This window comes from Actinoalloteichus fjordicus (assembly GCF_001941625.1).
GTDB lineage: Bacteria > Actinomycetota > Actinomycetes > Mycobacteriales > Pseudonocardiaceae > Actinoalloteichus_A > Actinoalloteichus_A fjordicus.
The window spans coordinates 324,228-344,767 of record NZ_CP016076.1 but is presented as its reverse complement, the minus strand read 5'-3'; the positions used below and the strand labels follow the sequence as shown (position 1 = coordinate 344,767).

Below are 20,540 nucleotides of genomic sequence, written 5' to 3'. Positions count from 1 at the left end.
TCAGCGACCACCACCGTCTCCCCGGTCCTCGTCGTCGGCGGGCGGCCTGGCGTTGAGATCGTCCCGGCTGATCCGTTCCGTTCCGTCGGGACCGCTGCTCGGGGCCGACTCGTCCCGACGCTCCCAGGCGGGTCCGGACTGGCGCTCCCAGGACGGCGTCCATGAGCTCGGCGGGCCGGACGGCGAGGTCGCGGGCGTCCATCCGGGCGGTGCACCGTAGTTCGGCGGGCCGGAACCGACGCTGTTGGAGCTGCCGTTGTGGTTCATCTCCTGCGCACCCGCACCCGAGGGAACCGGGTGCTGCCGAGTGGCCGGGTCCGGCTCCGGCTCGCCGGGGTAGGCCCGAGGCGGCTCCGCGTCGTGCGGGGGCAGTCCCTCACGCGGGGAGTGCCCGTCGCCGGGCAGCCTGCCCTCCGGGTGCGATCCGGGCGGACCGCCGGGCAGGTCGCCACCACCCGCGGCCGAGCCGACCGGGGTCGGCGCCTCCTCGACCAGCGGCGGCCACGGCTCGCCGCGCTCTTTCGCCAGCTCCGCAGGGCTCTTGATCGGCGGCTTGTCGGACGGCGTCCGGCCGCCGAAGTCGTTGAAGGCGGTGATCCTCGGCCGCTTCTCCACGCCCGCGAAGATCCGCTCCAGGTCACGGCGCTGGAGGGTCTCCTTGTCGAGCAGCTCCCGCACCAGGTCGTCCAAGACGTCCCGGTAGGTCCGCAGGATCTCCCACGCCTCGGTGTGCGCGGCCTCGATGAGCGCGCGCACCTCCTTGTCGATCTCGTGCGCGGCTTCCAGCGAGTAGTTGGGCTGGCTGCCCATCGACCGACCGAGGAACGGGTCGCCCTCGTCCTTGCCGTACTTGACCGCACCGAGGCGGGCGCTCATGCCGTACTCGGTGACCATCGCCCTGGCGATCTTCGTCGCCTGGTCGATGTCCGAGGACGCGCCGGTGGTCGGCTCGTGGAAGACCAGCTCCTCGGCCGAGCGTCCGCCGAGGGCGAACACCAGCCTGCCGATCATCTCCGAGCGGGTCATCAGCTCCTTGTCGTCCTCCGGGACGACGAGGGCATGACCGCCGGTACGGCCCCGGGGCAGGATCGTCAGCTTGTAGACCGGCTCCAGGTCGGGCATCGCCCAGGCCGCGAGCGCGTGACCGCCCTCGTGGTACGCGACGAGCTTCTTCTCCTTCTCGGAGACGACTCGGCTGCGACGCGCGGGGCCGCCGATGACGCGGTCGACCGACTCCTCGAGCGACGCCCCGTTGATGAGCTGCCCGTTCTGCCGGGCGGTCAGCAGCGCGGCCTCGTTGATCACGTTCGCCAGGTCCGCGCCCGACATCCCGACCGTCCGCTTGGCCAGCGAGACCAGGTCGACGTCGGAGTCAAGGGGCTTGCCCTTCGAATGAACCTGGAGGATCGCCTTTCGGCCCGCCATGTCCGGCGCCGCGACCGGGATCTGTCGGTCGAACCGGCCGGGACGCAGCAGTGCCGGGTCGAGGATGTCCGGCCGGTTGGTGGCCGCGATCAGGATGATGCCGCCGCGCGAGTCGAAACCGTCCATCTCGACCAGCAGCTGATTCAGCGTCTGCTCACGCTCGTCGTGCCCGCCACCGAGGCCCGCGCCGCGCTGCCTGCCCACCGCGTCGATCTCGTCGACGAAGATGATGCAGGGCGCGTTCTGCTTGGCCTGTTCGAACAGGTCACGGACTCGCGAGGCGCCGACGCCGACGAACATCTCGACGAAGTCGGAACCGGAGATGGAATAGAACGGCACGCCCGCCTCGCCTGCGACGGCGCGGGCGAGCAGCGTCTTTCCGGTGCCGGGCGGGCCGTAGAGCAGCACGCCCTTGGGGATCTTCGCGCCGAGGGCCTGGTATCGGCCCGGCGACTGGAGGAAGTCCTTGATCTCGTACAGCTCGTCGACGGCCTCCTGCGCACCGGCCACGTCGGAGAAGCTGGTCTGCGGCATGTCCTTGTTGAGCTGCTTGGCCTTGGACTTGCCGAAGTTCATGACCCGGTTGCCGCCGCCCTGGGAGTTGTTCATCATCCACATGAGCAGCAGCAGGAGCAGGCCGAGCGGGATCAGGTAGATCAGGACCTGGAAGAGCAGCGAGTCCTGGGTGACCGTGGTGTCCCAGTCATCGGGAATGTCGGCGTCGATGAGCGCCTGAGTGAAGTCATCGGTGGCCTGGGCCGGGAACTGGCTGATGAGCTGGGTGTTCCCGTTGAGCGGGTTCTCCAGCGTCAACCGGAGCTGCTGCTCACGGTCCTCCAGCACGGCCTCGCGGACATTGCCGCTGGTGATCTGTTCCAGAGCCGTGGACGTCGTCACCTGCTCGTAACCACGGGTGTCGTCGAACAGGGCGCTGAGCCCCAGCCACAGCAGCAGGACTGCCATGATCCAGAGCAGCGGATTACGGAGCAGGCGCTTACGGTCCATTCGGCTACGGCCGCCTTTCGGCCTCGACCCTCCATCAGACGCATGGGGTGGGCAACCCGCCGACGTGACGGGGACCCCGTTCCGACCAGCGTACCGCCCGGCGCCTCATCAACTGCGTCGAGCGGTGGGGAGGCCGGCAGAGCCGACACCCCCCGAACACTGCTCACTCACGGTGGCTCAACGCAGGGCGGCCGGAGAAGTTCCCGACGTCCACCGGATGAGCGCTTCACGTCACATCCGGGGGACGTCGAAGGCGAGCCGCCAGGCGGCCACGACACGCCTGTGCCGAGCCCACCACCGGCGGCAGACCGCTCAGCCGGAGTAGACCCGAGGCTCCAGCGTGCCCACGTAGGGCAGGTCCCGGTAGCGCTCGGCGTAGTCCAGGCCGTAGCCGACGACGAACTCGTTGGGGATGTCGTAGCCGACGAAGCGCACGGGGACGTCCACCTGGACCGCGTCCGGCTTGCGCAGCAGCGTGCACACCTCCAACGACCGAGGCGACCGGGACGCGAGGTTCTTCAACAGCCAGGACAGCGTGAGGCCCGAGTCGATGATGTCCTCGACGATGAGCACGTCCCGACCGGTGATGTCGCGGTCGAGGTCCTTGAGGATGCGCACGACGCCGGAGGACGAGGTGCCGGAGCCGTAGGAGCTGACGGCCATGAACTCGAGCTGGGTGGGGATCGGCAGGGCGCGAGCCAGGTCGGTCATGAACATCACCGCGCCCTTGAGGACGCCGACCAGCAGGAGGTCGGAGGACCCGTCCTCCCGCTGGTACTCGGCGGCCAACTCGGCGGCCAGCTCGGTGACCTTCTCCTGGATCTGCTGTTCGGTGATCAGCACGGAAGCGATGTCGCCGTCGTACACGGCTCGGCTTCCCCTCTCTACTCAAGCGGTGCGGCACTCGGGCCGTGCGGTTCGGCCGGAGGCGGAAGCCGATCGCCGCCGTGACGTCGATCCGGCGTCCGGAGGGCAAGCCTGCCATGCGCTCGCGCGGCCACCAACCCGCCGGGCAGCCACACACCGCCCTGGCCGCGCCACCGGGAGACCAGCTCGTCGACCGCGCGCAGCTGCCCGGCGGACAGGTCGCGGACACCCAGACCTCGGAGCCAGGACCGGAGCACCCTCGTCCGGACGGCGGCGGGCAGCGGATCCAGCGAGTCGACCGTCAGCCAATCGACGTGACACTCGTCACGCGCCTGCGTCAGCGCACGTTCGGCCCAGTCGTCCAGCGCGGCGAGGTCGTCCCGCACCTGCTCGGCGGTCCTGGCGAGCGCGCCTGCCACTCCGCCATGAAGGACCTCCTCCAGCAGGGGCAGCACCTCGTGGCGCAGCCGGACCCGCGTGAACCGCGCCTCGGTGTTGTGCGGGTCCTCCCAGGGCCGGACGCCCAGATCCGCGCAGGCGGCCAGGGTGGTCGCGCGGGCGCAGTCCAGCAGCGGACGGGCCCACGGAGGGTCCAGCGGGCGCATGCCTGCGATGGAGCGCGGGCCGGAGCCCCGCCCGAGCCCGAGGAGCACCGTCTCGGCCTGGTCGTCCCGGGTATGACCGAGCAGGACGAGTTGATCGGGGTGGGTGCGCGCCTCGCTCAGCGCCGCATAGCGCGCCCGCCGGGCGGCGGCCTCCGGCCCGCCCGCACCGGAGACTGTGACGTCGAGCACGCTGACCTCCGCGCAGCCGAGGGCGGCGAGCTGCTCGGCCGCGGTCGCGGCCACCGAGGCCGAGTCCGGCTGGAGCCGGTGATCGACCACGAGCCCGTGCACGGCGAGGCCGAACCGCCGGGCGGCCTGGACCGTCGCCCCCGCCAGCGCGAGCGAGTCCGCCCCGCCGGAGCAGGCGACGCCGAGCACGCCTGCCAGCCGGGCCTGCTCGGGAGCCCGGTCGAGCAGCCTGCGCACGGCGGCCCGGACCTCGTCGAGCGCCGCGCCGGGCCGGGGCGGCCCGGCGGAGCCTGCGGCAGCCGGGTCCGGCGTCGCGGCGGCCGGGCCTGACTCCACGGCGGCAGCCTGCGGCGAGTCGGTCGGCTCGGGCGTGCCTGCGGTCATGTCTGGTGACTATCCCTGCGGTCGCGACGGGTCGGGACATCGGCCGTGCACATCCTCAGCCTCGCTTCAACCGAGACAGGAAGGCACCCCACTCCCCTCGCCCGAACGCGAACACCGCACCAGACCGATTCTTGGAGTCCCGGACTAACACCCGGTCACTCCGCCGACGAACCTCTACGCAGTTGTTACTCGCACCCGAGCTGCGCGTGCTGGTGAACCAGCCGGTGTCAGCGCCTCTCATCCCCGCTCCTTCAAGTTCGCGATGATCAGTTCTCTGGATTTCACGCGGTCATACGCCAGCGTCGCGAGTCGCTCGAACGCACGGCTCATCGCCGAGGTGTCGGCCGAGTCGTCGTAGTAAGTACACGGCCCGTACACGGTGGATGTGAAGCCGATGGTGGGCACCAGGCCCGTGAACTCCAACACGATCATGCCGCCGCCGAATGCCGGATTCGCCGGACAGTGATCCGGCAGCACCCTGATGTCGAGTCCTTGATGCTGTTCCAACAGGTGCAACAGGTGAATCAGCTGCCCAGGAAGCACCGCAGGGCTCGAGACCTCCCGAGCGAGAGCGTCCTCGGTGACGATGAAGTTCAATTTCTTCTCACTCGTAGCGTGCAGCACACGCCGCTGCTGCTCCAGCCGGAATTCGACCCGACGTTCGACCTCGGCAGGCGCCGACTCCCACCAGACGCCGTCGCAGTTCTCGATCACCGCACGGACATACTGGGCCGATTGCAGCAGGCCGGGAATGAACCCCACTTCATAAGAATGGATTGCCTCGGCGTCGGCTTCCAGATCCGAAATCCGCCCGAAGGACCCTGGCAGCAGGTCGGTGTAGGCCCGCCCACGTTGCCGTCGCCGTGTCTGAGCGCCCAGATCCAGCAGCGTCGTACGTTCAGTCGCATCGACGTTCAGGCCGTCGAGCAGTCGAGAGAGTTCCGGTATGGCGAGCGACCCCTTCCCCGTCTCGACCTGACTGATGCGGTTGACGCTCTTGCCGACCAGCTTCGCCAGGTCGAGCTGCGTCAGGCCGCTCGCCTCGCGGAGCCGCTTGACGGCCAGCCCTAGTTGCCGCCGCTCCACCGTCGTCTTCGCGATACCCACTGCCCGATCTCCCCGCCTAGACGAATTCGGCACCGACCCAACCCGACAGCCTCCGCATTGGCGAAAGACTTCACTCGATCAGGTCCACCTTAAGGCGAGAATCTCGCCTTAAGGCTGCCAAGTGGGCAACATATCCCCACAAGGCGTCCTGGCAGCACCGTGACAGGCGGTGCTCGCAGGACGTAATCGACGATCATGAGGAGAACAGCCATGACCGATCGCGAACCGACCTACGTGACCGCCAGGGCCATGATCTCCGAGGGATTCGACATGGAGACCTGCACCAGCGAAGTGGCAGGCAAGGTCTACGTCTCGCTGTCCAACAGCGCATGGCTCGATCTGGAGTTCACCGAGGAGGCCTTCCTGCACTTCGTCGGCCTGCTCCGGCCGCTCGTGGAGGAGACCCTGTCGAATCGAGCACGACGCCGCGTCGGCACCGACGATGCGGCCGCGCCCGCACCGACCGGCGTCACCCAGAGCGGCACGACCCGAGGAACGACCTGATCGGCGGTCGGAATGGCCGGGGCGGACGCGTCGACAGGACCGGGGCGATCAGTGGCCCGACCGGCCCGACCGTCGACGACGTCGGCCCGCGAGTCCGCCCTCGCCGGTATCCGCTCGACGGCCGTATCGCGCGCACGGACGGCTCGGCGTCAGCCGTGCACCCGGTCCAGCCAAGTCCTCGGCTCGCTGATCTCGGCCCGGCTCGGCAGCGTCTCCGGTGAGCGCCACACCTCGTTGAAGCCCGCCATGCCGACCTCGTCAACGACGTGCCGGGTGAACTGGGCGCCGTCGGCATACTGCCGGACCTTCGCGTCCACGCCGAGCGCGACGCGCAGCACCCGGTCGAGCAGTCCGCCGCCCCGGCGCCGGGCCGTGAACCTCGTTCGGATCTTGGCCACCGACGGCACGACCGCCGGTCCGGCGGCGTCCATGACGTGATCGGCGTGGCCCTCCAGCAGGGTGGAGAGGGCGATCAGCCGGTCCAGGCGAACGCGCTGGTCGGGAGACTGCAGAAGCTCCATCAGCGTCACGGGTTCGCCGTCGGCTCCTCGGCGCCGGGCCGATCGGATCAACTCGGGCAGTCGGGTCACGACCTGCGAGACGGTGTCGTCCATCGAACCGAGCAGTCCGCCCACCTCGGCGGCGAAGTGCGTACGCAGCCAGGGCACCGAGGTGAACTGCAGGCGATGCGTCGCCTCGTGCAGGCAGACCCACATCTCGAAGTCCTCGGCGGAGACGTTGAGCGCCTGCCGGGCGGCCACGACGTTCGGGGCCACCAGCAGCAGCCTGCCGGTCCCGTCCGCACCGCCGAACGGGTCGTACTGCCCGAGCACCCTGCTGCCGAGGTAGGCCAGCACCATGCCGGTCTGCACGCCCGCCGTGCCTGCTGCGACGCCCGCGAGCACCCCGGCCGAGTCGTCCGCCGGCATCGCGTCGTCCATGAGCGCGGCGAGACCGACCACGGCGGCCTGGGCCCAGCCCGGCCGGTCGACGACCTCGCCGCTGCGCAGCGGCAGTCCGGCACCGAGACCGGTGACGTCCCGGACGTGCGCCTCGGCGCTGACGCTGAAATCGCGCAGTCTGGCCACCGTGGCCTCGGCCTCGGGCAGCGGCAGCACCGGCCCCGGTCGCATCAGACGCTGAGCGGTCGACGCCGCCACGCCCCACGCGACCGGAACCCGGTCGATCCCTGCTTCCAGCTCCCGCACCATCGACTCGGCCTTCACGGTGCCGACGCTACCGAACGATCGCACTCATCGACATCCGCACTCACGCAGCGCCGTGGCGACCGCGTCGAGTGCCGGGCGACCCTCCAGCACGCTCGTCCCGCTGGAGAGCAGGGCGAAGACCAGTAGCTTTCCCTCTTGATCTGTCACCACTCCGGCCAGGGTGTTCACGCTGCTCAGCGTGCCCGTCTTGGCCTGCACCCAGCCTCGGCCCGCCGCCGACCCGGTCTGATAGCGATCGGCGAGGGTGCCGCTGGCGCCAGCGACCGGCAGGCCGGTCAGCATCGGGCGCAGGGCAGCAGACCTGGCCTGGTCCGACTCGTCGATCGGATGAACAGTGACGGAGAGGATGTCGCCGAGCAGGTTCGGAGTGATCAGGTTGTCTCGGCTGAGACCGCTGGCGTCGAACAGGGAGAGCTGGGAGACGTCGAAGCCGTTCTCGCCGAGGACCGTGGTGATGGCCGCCGCCGCACCCTCGTACGTGGGCTCCTCGCCCTCGTGCAGGGCGAGTTCCCTGGCCAGCATCTCGGCCGCGACGTTGTCCGACACCAACATCATGGCCTCCACGAGGTCGACCAGCGGCGGGGACTGGACCTCCCCCAGCACGGCGGCCTCGGCTGCGGCGGGCTCCTCGGCCACCGAGACGGTCGCCCCACCCAGCTCGTCGGCCAGCGCCTGGCCTGCGGCACTGGCAGGCGTGCTGAGCCGCACGGACGGCTCGACCAGCGGATCGGACCGGCCGCCGTCCAGCATTAGCGGCTCGACGAAGCCGCCGTAGGTCGACGGCGCGTCCGAGTCGTCCCAGCCGGTGGCTCGGGCCGGACCGGAGTATCGGCTGACGTCCACCAGCACCTCGGTGATCGGCTCCCCGCCGGAGTTCTCCAGCACCTGAGCCGCCAGGTCGGCGATGCGAGCGGGCTCCGGAGAGTAGAGCGTGGTGGTGCCCTCCGGCGTCGCGGTCAGTGCGAAGTCGCCGCCGCCGACGAGGATCACCGTCCCCGGCTCGGCACCCGCGACGACGGTCGTGTCGAAGGTGTGGTCGGCGGGCAACGCCAGCAGGACCGCCGCCGAGGTGAGGATCTTCGTGGTCGACGCGGGGACGGCAGGCTCCGTGGGCGAGGCGGACCACAGGGACTGGCCGGAGGCCGGGTCGACCACGACACCGTGCAGCGTCCCGACCCCGGCCGCACCGACCACCGGAGCGAGCGCTGCGGAGAGGCCCTCCTCGGTGGGTCCTGCGGCCGCCGGGTCCACCCCGTGCAGCACGAGCTGTGGGGTGATCGGGGCGGGTGCGGGCGAGGTGGGCAGGACCGCGGGTCCACCGAGGCCGAAGATCCGGCCGACGGGATCGACGGTGAAGACCGAGGTCACCGCCAGCGCCACCACGGCGGTGGCCACCAGCGCGCCGACGAGCAGACCACGGCGTCGCCGTGGGGGCTCGTCCTCGTTCTCCGGCCCCGCAGGCGGGGAGTCAACTGGGGGCGAGCCGCCGGGAACACTCGTCGGAGGGCCGCCGAGGTCGTGCTGCGCGGAGTCGTCCGGCTCAGGCCGGACGGCAGGCTCCTCGGCAGGCTCGAACCGAGTGCCGTGCGAACGAGGCGAGGACTCCCCCGGCAGCTCGGTTCCCGGCTTGCGCAGCGCCACGGTGGTGGCCTGGCCCGCTGCGTCGGCAGGCTGGTCTCGCGGCACGGCGCTCTCGACGCCGAGGGTGCCTGCCATGCTGGTCTGTCCCGCGTTCCCCCGCTGCGGCGGCCGTGCCTGAGGCGGCGGGCCGAGCCGGGGTGCGGGTCCCCGATGCGGCGGCTGACGCTGTGGCGGTGCGGTCGGGGCGGGCCCAGGCCCGGCAGGCCGCTGCGGACCGTCCGGCCCTCGCTGCTGATGGTCCTGCGGACGGTGCTGGTAGTCCTGCGGACGGTGCGCAGCAGCCTGCGGCACGGGCGGCGGCCTGCGCGGTCCGGACCGCTGCTCGCCGGGCGGGGCGGGCCGCGTGCCGGGAGGACCGGCCGCGTCCGGCGTGGCGAGACTGCCGAACATCCGCTCCGGCTGTCCTGATCGACCCGCCTGATCCGGCTGACGACTGGAGCCTGCCGCGTCGGTCGACGCTCCCGTGCGGAGGGGAGCCTGTCGAGCAGCCTCCGGCCTGCTCGCGCTCGGCGCGGCCTCCGATGCGGCCCCGGGGGTCGAGGCAGGACGCGCCTGCGGAGGTCGTCCCGTACGCACCGAATCCTGCCGTACCTGCCCCGACTGGCCGGGCTGCCCCGACTGGCCGGGCTGGCCCGACTGACCAGGCTGGCCCGACTGACCTGGGCGCTGCCGGGCCTGGCCCGCCGGTGACGGCCGTCTCGTCTGACCATCAGTCGGCGCCTGCGGCTGCGGAGACGACCCCTCGCTTCTCGGCGAAGACGGCGGGTGCGATGCCCCGGCCTGCTCAGGCGCTCCCTGCGGCTCACTGCGCCGAGGTGTGGCTGGCCCGTGCTGCGGGGGGTGTCCGGATTCGGACACGCGACCTCCTATGACCGTCAGTCTGGTGTTGCCACGGCGAGTATGGGGATGGATTTCACATGCCCGACGAGGGCTCTCGATGCGACTCCGTCGGGTCTCGTCCTTCAGACTAAGGGCCTGGGGTGACCGCAGGCCCGACAACTGTGGATCACACGATGTCCATGCAACCCAGGTCGATGCAAGCCAGCGATGACATTGCGAGGAACCGAGTGGAGTTCGACGTCACCATCGAGATCCCCAAAGGGGCGCGGAACAAGTACGAGATGGACCACGAGACCGGACGGATCCGCCTCGATCGGACGCTCTTCACCGCGACTCAGTATCCCGCCGACTACGGCTTCGTCGAGCAGACGCTCGGCGAGGACGGCGACCCGCTCGACGCGATGGTCATCGTCCAGGAGCCGACGTTCCCCGGCTGCCTGATCCGATCCCGTGCCATCGGCATGTTCCGTATGCGGGATGAGAAGGGCGGCGACGACAAGGTGCTGTGCGTCCCCGCTGACGACCCCCGATCGGAGCACCTCCGCGACATCCATCATCTCGCGGAGTTCTACCGGATGGAGATCCAGCACTTCTTCACCGTCTACAAGGAGCTCGAGCCGGGCAAGAGCGTCGAAGGCGCCACCTGGGTGGGCCGGACCGAGGCGGAGCTGGAGATCAAACGCTCCTACCAGCGGGCGCTCGACACCGGCTACTACGAGGGCAAGCACGAGGCACCCAAGCTCTGACGCTGGCGAGCACGACGGCGGCCCCCGAAGGAACTCGGGGGCCGCCGTCGTAGCGCTGCTCGCCTGCAGGCGGGTGTCCCGCCGCCGAGTGCCTCAGCCCTCGGCTGCCCTGCCTCGGCCGCCGCCGCCCGCCGACGCCGACGCCCGCTCGCCCCGGCCGGCCCGGTCCGACCCCTCGCCCGTCTCGGCCGGCCCGGCCTCGCCATCGGCCTGTCTCGCGACGCGCTCGGCCTCGGCCCGCTCCGCCTGAATGCGCTGAATGCCCGACTGGTTGCCGAGTTCGACGTCCGGCACGAACCAGCTGAGCAGGAACGCGGCGAGCATCACCAGGCCGCCGACCAGGAAGACCGTGCTCATCGCGCTCGCGAACCCGTCGAGCACCGGGGCGGCCAGCCTCGGGTCGATGGTGCCCAGGAACGAGGTGTCGTTCAGGTCCAGCGCGGTCCCCCCGCCCTGGACGCTCTGAATGAACTCCTGATTCGCCGGATCGCTGAGCACCTGCGGGTCGCGCAGCGCAGCGTTGAACGCGGGATCGTTCACCGACGAGGTGAACGCGTCGGCGATCCGACTCGCCAGCACCGAGAACAGGATCGACAGGAAGATCGCCGTCCCCGCCGTACCGCCGGTCTGCCGGAAGAAGGTCACCGCCGCGGTCGCGGAACCGTTGTCCGCAGGCGGCGCGTCGTTCTGCACCAGCAGCGTCAAGGTCTGCATCGACAGCCCGAGGCCGACGCCGAAGAGGACCATCAGCGCGCCGAGCAGGACCAGCGAGGTGTCGGCGTCGATGGTGGCGAACAACAGCAGGGCCGTGGCCATCACTCCGGCGCCCAGCACCGGGAACATCTTGATCTTCCCCGTCCTGGCGATCAACCTGCCCACCACCAGCGTGGCGGTCATGATGCCGAAGGTCAGCGGCAGCATCAGCAGCCCGGCGTCGGTCGGCGACTGGCCCTTGACGATCTGGAGATACAACGGCAGCGAGACCATGCCGCCGAACATCCCGACGCCGACGACGAAGCTCAGCAGGTTGCCGAGTCGGAAGGTGCCGCTGCGGAACAGTCTCGGCGGCAGCAGCGCCTCGTCGCCCATCCGCCGTTCCACCAGCACGAACGCCACGATGCCGACGGCGCCGATCACGTACATGAGCAGCGAGATGCCCGCTCCCCAGCCCCATTCGCGGCCCTGCTCGGCCACGATCAGCAACGGCACCAGCGCGAGGACCAGCGCGGCGGCGCCCCAGTAGTCGATGCGATGGTCGACCCGGTTGTGCGGCAGGTTCAGCACCTTGGCCACCACCACCAGCGCGATGAGGGCGACCGGGACGTTCACCAGGAACACCCACCGCCAGCCCGCGATGCCCAACAGGCTCTCCTGACCGGCGAAGAAGCCGCCGACCACCGGGCCGAGAACGCTGGACACGCCGAAGACGGCGAGGATGTAGCCCTGGTAGCGCGCCCGCTGCCTCGGCGCGACCATGTCGGCGATGATCGTCATCGCAAGCGACATCAGACCGCCTGCACCGAGCCCCTGCACGGCGCGATACGCGGCCAGCTCGTAGATCGACTGCGCCAGGCCGCACAGCACCGAGCCGATGAGGAACAGCCCGATGGCGGTCAGGTAGAGCGGCTTACGCCCGTAGATGTCGGACAGCTTGCCGTAGAGCGGCGTCGTGATCGTCGCCGTGATCAGGTAAGCCGTGGTGGCCCAGGCCTGCGCCGTCTGTCCGTGCAGCTCGTCGGCGATCACGCGCATGGCCGAGGCGACGATGGTCTGATCGAGGGCGGCCAGGAACATGCCCATCATCAGCCCGGACAGCACGGTGAGAATCTGCCGGTGCGTGAGCCCCCCGTCACCGGACTTGGCGGCCTGCCCCGGCGGGGCGAGTGCCTCTGACATCAGGATTCCCCTTCATGACGAGCCTGGATGACGGACTCGACGTACGCGGGCAGCCGCGTCTCCAAGGTGTCCGCGAGTCGCGTCAACAGGCGAGCCAGCTCATGCCGGTCCCCCGACGGCCAGTCCGTGATCATCCGATCGAGAAGGTCCCGACGCACGGCACGGTGCAGCTCGAGCACCGACCGCCCCTGCTCCGTGATCGTCAAGAGACTGGCTCGGCCGTCCTCCGGATCGGCGCTGCGCTCGACCAGCCCAGCTTTCACCAGCGTGGCGACCTGCCTGCTGATGGTGGACGGATCGAGGAACAGCGCCTCGGCCACGGCACCCGATCGGCGCGGACCGCCCTCCAGATGAAAGAGGACCAGGTAGGTGGCCTTCTCCCAGCCGGGCGGCGCGCCGAACCGTCCGGTCTGCGCCAACACGCAGTTGGACATCCGGACCACGCGGGTGATGGCCTGCCCGACGACCTCCACCGCGTCGACTCCCGTCGAGTCGACCCCGGCGTCGGCAGCCCGCGGCACGGAGGCGGCAGCGGTGTCCATGGACTCTCCTGTTGCTTGCGTCATCCAACTAGTTGTATGACGCAAGCTTCCGCTCAGTAGAGTCGTGACTTCAACCGAATCAGGTATGACGCCGCTCTCACTGCGGCGAGTGGACAGCGCGCTACGACGAGCGACATGAGGCGGGCCGAAACGGCCGGACCTCAGCCTGTGACGGTACTCCTGATCCAGCTCTGGTACGCCGTCGCGTCGGTGTAGATCAGGCCCAGTTCACCGCAGACCGAGGTCCCGCCTCGGCTGTCCAGCCCGACGAGCGACCAGCCGCCGAGGGGCTGCCGTTCCACTGCGGGACCGCCGGAGTCGCCGTAGCAGGAGGTGGCCTGGTTCGTCACGTCCATGCACAACTCGGTGCCGCTGTGAATCGTGGCCCGCGAGCACATGGCGTCGAAGGTGACGGTCCGGTCCAGCTCGCGCAGCATCCTCGGGTACTCCCACGAGCACTCGTAGGTGTTGCACGTCTTGCCCCAGCCGAGCAGCCGGATGGCGTCGCCGTGCTTCGGCGAGGACGTGGCGACGGCGATCGGCCTGGCCGAGGCGGCGCGTTCCAGCCGCATCAGGGCGATGTCGCCGTGCAGCCCGTCCCAGTCGGGATGGGCGACCATCTCCACCACCCGCAGGTACTCGCCGCCCGCACTCCGATCGTTGGAACCGATCCGTGCCGTGTAGGAGCCGAGGTCGCCCTGAAGGCAGTGCGCCGTGGTGACCACCCAGCGCGGATCGACCAGCGCGCCGCCGCACCAGTGCTCGCGTCCCTCGGCGGGCCGTTGGATCGAGACCATGAAGGACTGGTTCTCCGCCGACTGAACGCCGCCCACGATCCTCGGGGCCGTCCGAGACGCCGCCGTCGCGCCGCCCGCGCCCGCCAAGGCAGCGCTGAGCATGACCACTGCGGCCAGCACGGCGCCCAGAATTCGCGGCATCCGCATCGTTCGACTCCTCTGCACGGCGTTTCCCTCGGTGACCCGCTGATCTTGCGCAGCAACACGCGGAAGGACCTTCGACACGCCGTGGAAATCACTCGAATCGGTGAAGGAGTCGCCACCATCCGAGGACAAGTGAGGCGACGGCGCCTGCCGGTGACCAGCCGCGCAACGTCGGGACCGCCGCCGCACCGGTTCGAGACGTGCACCAGAACGAGGTGGCGACGTCGATCTGTTCTCGGCCGAGAACGGCACGGGTGTCGATCGCCACAGGAGATACGAAGAGGATGGCGGACGGTACTCGCACGGTCACTCGCCGACACCGAGAAGTACCGTCAGGCTCACGAATTCTCGCGCACGGCCGGAATCTCGATCAGATAGATCGCTCGGTCCGGAAAAAGGGGGCGTCCACCCTTTTCCATTTTCAATCTATAGCGCACCGGGGGGCTTGTGGCAAGACCCTGGTCATGCTGCACAATCGCCCGCCGGAGTCGCTAGCTGCGAAAACGGCTGTCACGAGAATGGGTATGTGTCGTCGGCTCATGGATCATGACAGGTGTGAACCGGGGCGGCACGCACGGCGCAGCCGCCGACGCACCCGCGAACGGAAGAAGATCGGCACACCTTCCCCACGCCGATGAAAGAACGTCGAACTCGACATCAGCAAGCAGCTATGAGGGGCATGTGTCAGCTCAAGGGTATGAAGAGGAACTGCGGTCCGAGCGGGACTATGTGGCCGGGCTCTACGCGCGGCTCGACGCCGAGCGCGCGCGGATGAAGGGCGTGTACCAGACCGCGCTGCGGGAGCACGGCGCCACACCCGTGGAACGGGACGTCGAAGTGCGCGCACTGGCCGCCGAGGTGAAGCGGCTGCACGTGGCGGACGACGGCCTGTGCTTCGGCAGGCTGGACACCCGATCCGGCAGCCATCGCTACATCGGCCGGATCGGCATCTTCGACGCGGAGAACGAGTACGAGCCGATGCTGCTCGACTGGCGGGCGCCCGCGGCACGCGCGTTCTATCTCGCCACCGCCGCCCGCCCGGAGGGCATGCGGCGCAGGCGCCAGTTCAGTACTCGAGGACGGCACCTCGCCGACTTCACCGACGAGGTGCTCGGCCGCCCCGGTGGCGGCGAGCGCGGCGATTCGGCCCTGCTCGCGGCCGTCAACGCGCCACGCGGGAACGGGATGCGCGACATCGTGGCGACGGTCCAGGCCGAGCAGGACGAGATCATCCGGCTCGACCATCCGGGGGTGTTGGTCATCGAGGGCGGCCCCGGCACCGGGAAGACCGTGGTGGCGTTGCACCGCGTCGCGTACCTGCTCTACACGAAGCGGGAGCGGATGGAACGTCACGGCGTCCTCGTGGTCGGGCCCAACCCGGCGTTCTTGAACCACATCGGCCGAGTCCTGCCGTCGCTCGGCGAGTCCAACGTGGTGTTCATGACCACCGGCGATCTCGTGCCGGGACTGCGCGTCACCGCCGAGGACGCCCCGGAGGCCGCCAGGCTCAAGGGCTCGCGCGAGATCCTGGCCGTGCTGGCGGCGGCGGTCGCCGATCGACAGCGGCTGCCCGCGCAGCCGGTGTCCGTCGAACTCGCCGACGCCACGGTGCGGCTCGACGCCGAGATCGCGGCATGGGCCAGGGAGGAGGCTCGGGCAAGCGGGCTGCCGCACAACGAAGCACGCGCCGTGTTCACCGAGATCATCACCTGGGCCCTCACCGAGCGGGCGATCGCCCGAATCGGCCGAGGCTGGCTGACCAGAGACGACCGCAAGGCATGGGAGAACCTCCGGGCCGAGTTGCGCACGGAACTCGCCGAGAACGACGTCTTCACCGCCGCGCTGAACGAGCTCTGGCCGACGCTGACCCCGAAGACGCTGTTGGCGCAGCTGTACACGTCACCAGAGCGGTTGAGCACGGCGGGCGCGGACCCGGCGTTGTCCCGGGCCGACGGCCAGGCCTGGACGGTGTCCGACGTGCCGCTGCTCGACGAACTCATCGATCTGCTGGGCCCCGACCCGTCCGCCGAGAAGGCCGATCGGGCCGCCGAGCGGGAGCAGCAGGCCGAGGCCGAATACGCCGCGGGTGTGCTGGACATCCTGGTCGGCCGCGAGGATTCGATGGACGACGAAGACCACCTGTTCGCCAAGGACCTGCTCTACGCCGAGGACCTGGCCGATCGATTCCTCGAGCGCGACACCCGTGAACTCGCCGAACGCGCCGCCGCCGACCGGGACTGGACCTACCGGCACGTCGTGGTCGACGAGGCACAGGAGTTGTCGGAGATGGACTGGCGGGTGTTGATGCGTCGCTGCCCCGGCCGTTCCTTCACAGTGGTCGGCGACCTCGCCCAGCGGCGGTCGGCGGCAGGCGCGACGTCCTGGGACACGATGCTCCAGCCGTACGTGCCCGGCCGCTGGCTGTACCGGTCGCTGTCGATGAACTACCGCACCCCGGCGGAGATCATGGCCGTCGCCGCCGGGCTGCTCGCCGACTTCGCGCCAGGGGTCCGGCCGCCGGATTCGGTCCGCGCATGCGGTGTCGGGCCGTGGGCCAGGCAGGTCACCGAGGACGAGGTGCCCGCCGCCATCGAGGAGTTCGTCCGGGACGAGGCCGGGCGCGAGGGCACCAGTGTCGTGATCGGACCGCCGGGGACGCCGGGCGCGATGGCCGCGTCGGAGACGAAGGGACTGGAGTTCGACGCCGTCCTGGTGGTGGAGCCGGAGCGAATTCTCGCCCACGGCCCCCGAGGCGCGGCCGAACTCTACGTGGCGCTCACCCGAGCCACCCAGCGGCTCGGCGTCCTGCACCGGGGTCCGTTGCCGCCGGTCCTGGCCGGAATCACCGCGACTCCTCCGCCCGCGCGGGCCGGGAGCGCAGGCTCGGCGTAGTGCCGCGTGCGGGCCCGGCGCCCACACCGCGGCCCGGCCTGCCGATCGACCCCGACCGCCCCGCCCTCCTCCGCCCGAGCAGCGAAGGAGGGCAGGCGGGGGTCACGCTCCCAGCGCGACCCCCGGAATGGCCTTGAGCTCGCCGACCAACGCCGGAGTCATCTCGATCGGATAGTCGTTCACCAGGTAGGTCTCCTTCTGCGTCTGATACGACAGCGTCAGACGCACCGGCACGTCGCCTCGGTGCGCGGCGAGCGTCCGCTTGAGCTCCAGGACGACGTCGCGGTTCAGCTTCTCGACGTTGCAGAGCAGGGTGACCGGCGGCGCGGCGCCCGGATTGGACTCGGCCTCGCTGATGTCCAGGGTGACGATGCCGGAGCCGAACACGGACATCTTCTCCTCGCGCCAGTTGACCCGGCCCTTGATCGCCACCGCCGAGTCCTCCACCAGATCGGCGGCCAGCACGCTGTAGCTCTTGGCGAAGAAGAGCACCTCCACCGAGGCGTCCAGGTCCTCCACCGTGGCAATGGCCCAGGGCTCGCCCTGCTTGTTCACCCGACGTTCCAGGGAGGAGATCATCCCGGCCAGGACGATCTCGCCCTCCTTGGGCGGGTCGGCCAGGATCGCCGCGATGGTCCTCGGCGCATGCTTGTGCAGGATGCGCTCCGCGCCGTCCAGCGGATGCGCGGAGACGTACAGGCCCAGCATCTCCCGCTCGTAGGCCAGGAGCTGCTTGCGCGGCCATTCTTCCGGCGCGAAGTGCAGATGCGCCAGCGGCGAGGCGTCGGCGGACTTCTCGCCGTCGTCACCCCCGCCGAAGAGGTCGAACTGGCCGAGGGCCTCCTGACGCTTGAGGCCGATCACGGCGTCCACCGCCGCCTCGTGATGCTCGATGAGCGACCGACGCGAATGGCCGAAGGAGTCGAAGGAGCCCGCCTTGACCAGCGACTCCACCACTCGCTTGTTGCAGACGGCGATCTCGGCCTTGTCGAGGAAGTCGGTGAAGGACGTGTAGCGGCCCTTCTCGGCCCGCCGATCGATGACCGACTGGACGACGTTGGCGCCCACGTTGCGGATGGCGCCGAGGCCGAAGCGGATGTCGCTGCCGACGGCGGCGAACCGGTGCACCGACTCGTTCACGTCCGGCGCGAGGACCTTGATGCCCAGCCGCCTGCACTCGGACAGGTAGATGGCCGACTTGTCCTTGTTGTCGCCGACCGAGGTCAGCAGCGCCGCCATGTACTCGGCGGGGTGATGGGCCTTCAGATACGCGGTCCAGTAGCCCACCAGCGCATAGCCCGCAGCGTGCGACTTGTTGAACGCGTACCCGGCGAAGGGCAGCACCGTGTCCCAGAGCGTCTGCACGGCCTCGTCGGAGTAGCCCTGACTCCGCATGCCCTGTTGGAAGCCCTCGAACTCCTGCTCGAGCACCTCCTTCTTCTTCTTACCCATCGCCTTGCGGAGCACGTCCGCGCGACCCATCGAGTACCCGGCGACCTTCTGCGCGGTACGCATGATCTGTTCCTGGTAGACGATCAGACCGTAGGTCTCGCCCAGGATCTCGGCCAGCGGCTCTTCGAGCTCCGGATGGATCGGGGTGATCTTCTGTCGCCCGTTCTTCCGGTCGGCGTAGTTGTTGTGCGTGTTCATCGCCATCGGACCGGGCCGGTACAACGCGTTGACCGCGATGATGTCGTTGAACTCGGTGGGCTGCATCCGCCGGAGCAGGTCGCGCATCGCGCCGCCCTCGAGCTGGAACACGCCGAGTGCGTCGCCTCGACCGAGCAACTCGTAGGTGGCCTTGTCGTCCACCAGCAGCCGGTCGAGGTCGATGTCCTCGCCCTTGTTGGCCTTGATGTTCTCGATGGCGTCGCCGATGATCGTCAGGTTCCGCAGACCGAGGAAGTCCATCTTCAGCAGGCCGATGGCCTCGCAGGACGGATAGTCCCAGCCGGTGATGATGGCGCCGTCGTCCCGCCGCCAGAGCGGAATCGCCTCCATCAGCGGCTCGGAGGACATGATCACCGCGCAGGCGTGGACGCCCGCGTTGCGGATCAGGCCCTCCAGTCCCCTGGCGGTCTCGAAGATCGTCGAGACCTCCTGGTCGTTCTGGACCAGGGTGCGGACCTCCGCCGCCTCGGCGTAGCGCTCGTGGCTGGAGTCGACGATGCCGGACAGCGGGATGTCCTTGGCGGCGACGGGCGGCGGCAGCGCCTTGGAGATCCGGTCGGCGATGGCGTAGCCGGGCTGGCCGTAGTGGACTCGCGCGGAGTCCTTGATCGCGGCCTTCGTCTTGATCGTGCCGAAGGTGATGACCTGGGCCACCCGGTCCGAGCCGTACTTGTCGGTCGCGTAGCGCACCATCTCGCCGCGCCTGCGGTCGTCGAAGTCGATGTCGATGTCGGGCATCGACGCGCGCTCGGGATTCAGGAACCGCTCGAACAGCAGGCCGAGCGGGATCGGGTCCAGGTTGGTGATGCCCAGCGCGTACGCGACCAGTGATCCCGCAGCCGATCCTCGGCCGGGGCCGACGCGGATGCCGACCTCCTTGGCGTGCTTGACGAGGTCGCCGACGACGAGGAAGTAGGCAGGGAAGCCCTTCTGCGCGATGACGTCGAGTTCGAACTCGGCCCGCTCCACGTAGCCGTCCGGGATGACGTCGGGGAACCGCCACCGCAGGCCCGTCATGACCTCCTGGTGCAGCCAGCTCACCTGATCGTGGCCCTCGGGGACCTCGAAGACCGGCATCCGATCGTGGTGGGCGTAGACCTCGTCGTAGGACTCGATGCGCTCGGCGATGAGCAGGGTGTTGTCCGCGGCGCCGGGGACCTCGGAGTCCCAGTAGGCGCGCATCTCTGCGGCCGACTTCAGGTAGTAGCCGTCGCCGTCGAACTTGAACCGGGTCGGGTCGTTGAGGGTCTTGCCTGCCTGGACGCACAACAGCGCGGAGTGCGCGTCCGCCTGGTCCTTGGTGACGTAGTGCGAGTCGTTGGTCGCCAGCGGACGCAGGTTCAGCTCACGGCCGATGTGCAGCAGGCCCTCGCGGACCGAGCGCTCGATGGGCAGCCCGTGGTCCATCAGCTCGAGGAAGAAGTTGTCGGCGCCGAAGATGTCCTTGTAGTCCGACGCGGCCTGCATGGCCGCCGCGGGCTGCCCCAGCCGGAGCCGGGTCTGCACCTCGCCCGAGGGGCAGCCGGTGGTGGCGATGATCCCCTCGGCATGCTCGGCGATCAGCTCGCGGTCCATCCTGGGCTTACGGTAGTAGCCCTCCATGCTGGCCCGGCTGGAGAGCGTGAAGAGATTACGCAGGCCGGTGGCATTACCGCCGAACATCGTCATATGCGTGTACGCACCGGCACCGGAGACGTCGCCGCCCTCACCGGACTGATCGCTGGACCGCTGCCCCGACTCGCCCCAGAACACCGGCTTCTTGTGGAAGCGGCTGGCAGGCGCGATGTAGGCCTCGATGCCGATGATCGGCTTGATGCCCTTCTTCTTCGCCTGTTGGTAGAACTCGTCCGCCCCGTACATGTTGCCGTGGTCGGTCATGCCCACGGCGGGCATCCCGAGCCTGGCGGCCTCGGCGAACAGGGGTGCGACCTTGGCGGCCCCGTCGAGCATCGAGTACTCGGTGTGTACGTGCAGGTGGACGAACTGATCCGACACAGTGCTCTCTTCCTGGCGTCCCAGTGTGTGCCGCGCCGCCCCCGGGTCGAGCGCGCGGTCC

General features: G+C 69.6%; 15 protein-coding genes. 4 read left to right on the top strand and 11 right to left on the bottom strand.

Annotated elements, in window-relative coordinates; genetic code table 11:
• The 5 genes from ftsH to UA74_RS01495 all read right to left on the bottom strand — a co-directional run bounded on the left by ftsH (nt 1) and on the right by UA74_RS01495 (nt 5,582).
• Nucleotides 1–2,430, bottom strand: a complete 2,430-nt coding sequence (ftsH, locus tag UA74_RS01515) for an ATP-dependent zinc metalloprotease FtsH (protein WP_075738217.1) — start codon at nt 2,428–2,430, stop codon at nt 1–3.
• Between the two features lie 312 nt (nt 2,431–2,742).
• On the bottom strand, nt 2,743–3,297 hold the full coding sequence (hpt, locus tag UA74_RS01510; protein ID WP_075738215.1) for a hypoxanthine phosphoribosyltransferase: 555 nt from the start codon (nt 3,295–3,297) through the stop codon (nt 2,743–2,745).
• 17 nt (nt 3,298–3,314) lie between these two features.
• The gene (gene tilS, locus UA74_RS01505; protein WP_083682848.1) at nt 3,315–4,475 is read right to left on the bottom strand and encodes a tRNA lysidine(34) synthetase TilS; all 1,161 of its coding nucleotides are present in this window, start codon (nt 4,473–4,475) and stop codon (nt 3,315–3,317) included.
• A 55-nt stretch (nt 4,476–4,530) separates the two neighbouring features.
• Nucleotides 4,531–4,716 (bottom strand): DUF397 domain-containing protein, encoded by a 186-nt coding sequence (locus UA74_RS01500; protein ID WP_075738213.1) that lies wholly within the window; start codon nt 4,714–4,716, stop codon nt 4,531–4,533.
• On the bottom strand, nt 4,713–5,582 hold the full coding sequence (locus tag UA74_RS01495; RefSeq protein ID WP_075738211.1) for a helix-turn-helix domain-containing protein: 870 nt from the start codon (nt 5,580–5,582) through the stop codon (nt 4,713–4,715). Before UA74_RS01495 ends, UA74_RS01500 begins: the two co-directional genes overlap by 4 nt.
• A gap of 210 nt (nt 5,583–5,792) precedes the next feature.
• On the opposite strand from UA74_RS01495, the gene UA74_RS01490 reads away from it, so the two are divergent.
• Nucleotides 5,793–6,086, top strand: coding sequence for a hypothetical protein (locus UA74_RS01490; protein WP_075738209.1), 294 nt, complete (start codon nt 5,793–5,795; stop codon nt 6,084–6,086).
• 149 nt (nt 6,087–6,235) lie between these two features.
• On the opposite strand, the gene UA74_RS01485 is transcribed toward UA74_RS01490, so the two are convergent.
• Both UA74_RS01485 and dacB read right to left on the bottom strand, forming a co-directional pair.
• Nucleotides 6,236–7,297 (bottom strand): zinc-dependent metalloprotease, encoded by a 1,062-nt coding sequence (locus UA74_RS01485; protein ID WP_075743289.1) that lies wholly within the window; start codon nt 7,295–7,297, stop codon nt 6,236–6,238.
• A 42-nt stretch (nt 7,298–7,339) separates the two neighbouring features.
• Complete coding sequence (gene dacB, locus UA74_RS01480; RefSeq protein ID WP_075738207.1) at nt 7,340–9,031, bottom strand: D-alanyl-D-alanine carboxypeptidase/D-alanyl-D-alanine endopeptidase; 1,692 nt, start codon at nt 9,029–9,031, stop codon at nt 7,340–7,342.
• 75 nt (nt 9,032–9,106) lie between these two features.
• Here dacB and UA74_RS32635 point away from each other — a divergent pair, with 75 nt between their 5' ends.
• Both UA74_RS32635 and UA74_RS01470 read left to right on the top strand, forming a co-directional pair.
• Nucleotides 9,107–9,364: a hypothetical protein gene (locus UA74_RS32635; RefSeq protein ID WP_075763714.1), complete on the top strand. Its 258-nt coding sequence runs from the start codon at nt 9,107–9,109 to the stop codon at nt 9,362–9,364.
• Nucleotides 9,365–10,023: 659 nt separating this feature from the next.
• Nucleotides 10,024–10,542, top strand: coding sequence for an inorganic diphosphatase (locus tag UA74_RS01470; protein ID WP_075738203.1), 519 nt, complete (start codon nt 10,024–10,026; stop codon nt 10,540–10,542).
• 93 nt (nt 10,543–10,635) lie between these two features.
• On the opposite strand, the gene UA74_RS01465 is transcribed toward UA74_RS01470, so the two are convergent.
• From UA74_RS01465 to UA74_RS01455, 3 genes are all read right to left on the bottom strand, one after another.
• Nucleotides 10,636–12,438, bottom strand: coding sequence for an MDR family MFS transporter (locus tag UA74_RS01465; RefSeq protein WP_075738201.1), 1,803 nt, complete (start codon nt 12,436–12,438; stop codon nt 10,636–10,638).
• Nucleotides 12,438–12,980, bottom strand: a complete 543-nt coding sequence (locus UA74_RS01460; RefSeq protein WP_075738199.1) for a MarR family winged helix-turn-helix transcriptional regulator — start codon at nt 12,978–12,980, stop codon at nt 12,438–12,440. The genes UA74_RS01465 and UA74_RS01460 overlap by 1 nt, the downstream gene beginning before the upstream one ends.
• A gap of 161 nt (nt 12,981–13,141) precedes the next feature.
• Entirely contained in the window at nt 13,142–13,924 is a 783-nt protein-coding gene (locus UA74_RS01455) for a S1 family peptidase (RefSeq protein ID WP_083682844.1), read from the bottom strand.
• Nucleotides 13,925–14,602: 678 nt separating this feature from the next.
• Between UA74_RS01455 and helR the strand changes: the two genes are divergently transcribed.
• Nucleotides 14,603–16,813 (top strand): RNA polymerase recycling motor ATPase HelR, encoded by a 2,211-nt coding sequence (gene helR, locus UA74_RS01450; RefSeq protein ID WP_198042899.1) that lies wholly within the window; start codon nt 14,603–14,605, stop codon nt 16,811–16,813.
• Between the two features lie 102 nt (nt 16,814–16,915).
• Here helR and dnaE read toward each other — a convergent pair whose 3' ends face one another.
• The gene (gene dnaE, locus UA74_RS01445; protein WP_075743286.1) at nt 16,916–20,434 is read right to left on the bottom strand and encodes a DNA polymerase III subunit alpha; all 3,519 of its coding nucleotides are present in this window, start codon (nt 20,432–20,434) and stop codon (nt 16,916–16,918) included.
• Nucleotides 20,435–20,540: the final 106 nt, after the last annotated feature.